At 45.2% G+C, this 2,502-nt stretch carries 3 protein-coding genes; all 3 read left to right on the top strand.

Annotated features, from left to right (window positions below):
- Positions 1-282 precede the first annotated feature (282 nt).
- A complete protein-coding gene (locus RMO79_RS12580; protein ID WP_310483509.1) occupies positions 283-843 on the top strand; it encodes a DUF4126 domain-containing protein in 561 nt (186 codons plus the stop codon).
- Positions 844-968: 125 nt separating this feature from the next.
- Entirely contained in the window at positions 969-1,916 is a 948-nt protein-coding gene (locus RMO79_RS12575; RefSeq protein WP_310483508.1) for a hypothetical protein, read from the top strand.
- Between the two features lie 233 nt (positions 1,917-2,149).
- A partial coding sequence (locus tag RMO79_RS12570) for a dTDP-4-dehydrorhamnose 3,5-epimerase (protein WP_310483507.1) occupies positions 2,150-2,502 on the top strand: 353 nt, incomplete at its 3' end.

Raw genomic sequence — 2,502 nt, 5'->3', positions numbered from 1 at the left:
GAGGAATTGCACCCGTAAATTACGAACATCCAGGACGGGAGATCGATCGGCCATAGGTAGATCTAAAATGAGAGTCGATTTAACTAAGATAGCTCTATCTTACGCTATCGATCGGTACAAGTTACGACGATCGATTTCTACTAAATTATGGCAATACTGTAACATATCGATCGATAGTAAATCGGATTTATAATGGTATGTCGCCAGTCGAACGGGGCACATTCAGATCGATCGCGCTGTCACTATTAGCTAGACGACAAGTTTTCAACAGCAGAAAAATTCATGATTGGAATCCTCGCTGTATTATCAGTCTCTGCTGCGGCTGGAATGCGAATCGCACTTCCACTGTTGGTAATCGGATTAATTCAAAGTGACATGTGGCAACGGGTACCGATCCTCGATCGATTGCCACCTCAAGTTGTCATTGCCGTACTTACAGCTTGGACGCTGCTCGAACTATTCGTCTCCAAGCAACTCTGGGGACAGCGACTTTTGCAGTTCGTCGAACTAGTATTCAGCCCGCTAGTGGGTGCTGTCATGGCGATGGCGGTATCTAGAATCTTGCAACTTCAACCAACCCACCTCATCTGGATTTTCGGCGTGGTAGGAGGCTTAGTCGCGCTAGTATTGCAACTAGTCAAAGTTGGCTGGTTTTACCGACTCAAAGGATTACCCACCTGGGCAGTGCTCTTAGAAGATGTCTTGTGCGTGTTATTAGTGCTGTTTGCCTTCAAAGCACCAAATTCTGGCGGTTTAATTGCTTTGTTACTATTGTGGCTGGCAATTCGCAGTTCCCAAAGTTGGTATCGGTGGTATAAGGGGGGAGTGAGGAGTGAAGAGTAAGAGTGTGGGGAGACGGGGAGATATTTCCTAAAGCCTAAAACCTAAAGCCTAATTACTAGCATAAATGAAAAACCCTTGCCCAATTAGATAGGGAATAAACTACATTTATTTAGGGAGATCGAGCTATGTCACTTCAAACATTCAGAGCGATCTGTGCGGCGATAATACTGGCAATCGGATTGATGCCGATCGAGCGTAGTCTGGCTGCATCGCCTTCACAATCTTCAGTGCTGACGAGATCGCAAAAAATCGCTCAAGCACCTACTCAAGAGCAATTAGACCGCCAACGCGAAGCCGAACGAGTACTCAAGGATGGCGAACAGTTACGGCAAGATGTACAGAATAATAATTACCATAACAACAACAGAGATATCGAACGTCAGGTAGGAGAACAAGTCAACAAAGTGCGCGAATCTGGGAGCGATCCGCAAAAAGTCCGCGAAGCCGATGCCGAATTAACGAGATTGCGCCAGCAAAATAATCGTCCTAACTATTACTACGATCCGTTTTACCCCTACTACACTACCCCCGCACCGATAATTTTCACGCCGATTTATAGCACCGAGCCGACATCAACCTCAACAGATCGCAATTCTAGCAGCAGGGATAATACTCCCAGCAACACCCAGATTTTAGGATCGATCGGACTTAAAGATGGAGCCATCTCGCCCGGTATTGGCATCCGCTACAATAATATCGGCTTTGAAATTGGCGGAATTTTTAACCAGGATAGTTTGCCACGATCGGTTAATAATTTTTCCCTACCTAGTAATTTTTTCTTCACCGATCTCGGTCTTAAAAAGCTCAGTCCCCAATGGGGTGCTGATGTCTTGGGCTTTGTAGATGTTGCGCCGCGCGTGGCTATCTACGGTAGTGTCGGCGTGTATTTCCAAAGCCAAGCGCGAATCGCTCAGTCGCTAGCCACTAGCGAACTCTACAAACAAACTGACGAGAATAATGTCACTGGCGCGGTTGGCGGTGGAGTAACCTACAGCCCTGGAAATGGTGTCAGCGTGGGGTTGGGATATCATTCCCTCCGTGGTATCACCGCTCGATTGGGCATTAGTTTCTAGCTCGATTGTCGTGACTAACCAATGCTGCTTTTGACGCATTTACACGTCATTTGTTATAAAAATATACAATTTGTTTGTTTGGTAACAAAAAATCGGGTTTTTACTGGTTACCATTAGGGTATACCCATTAAATTTACGGGTGTACTCATTCTTGTAATCGATCGCTTAATTATCGATCGGCAGTGTACTACCTTGTTTCGGCTAACTATCTCAAATTACTTGGAGATTAGAAAATGTCACTATCAAAAGGCATAGAAATTCATTCGCTCACATCAGCTCAAGCGGGTACGGTTCAATTTTATACTCCACAAGCTAGCCATGAAACGATGTTGGTACAAATTCCTGCCAACACAATCGATGATATGTTCGTGCATAAGTATCAAACCGATCGCTTGATGGTGGTACGGGGGAGTTTTTTTTTGGTAGTTTTACACGATGGTAAATATCAATATATTCCCTTAAACGATCGCGAACCCAAAGTAGTAACTATTCCCCCGATGGTACCCCACTCAGCCATCAATCTCACTGACGAACCATGTATGTTAGTCAATGCTCTCACCCGTCATGGACAACCCCACCCATTTGA

It is taken from the genome of Chamaesiphon sp. VAR_48_metabat_403 (assembly GCF_031422475.1).
GTDB lineage: Bacteria > Cyanobacteriota > Cyanobacteriia > Cyanobacteriales > Chamaesiphonaceae > Chamaesiphon.
Note: the sequence above shows the minus strand (reverse complement) of the source record. Positions and strands in the feature narration are given on the sequence as shown.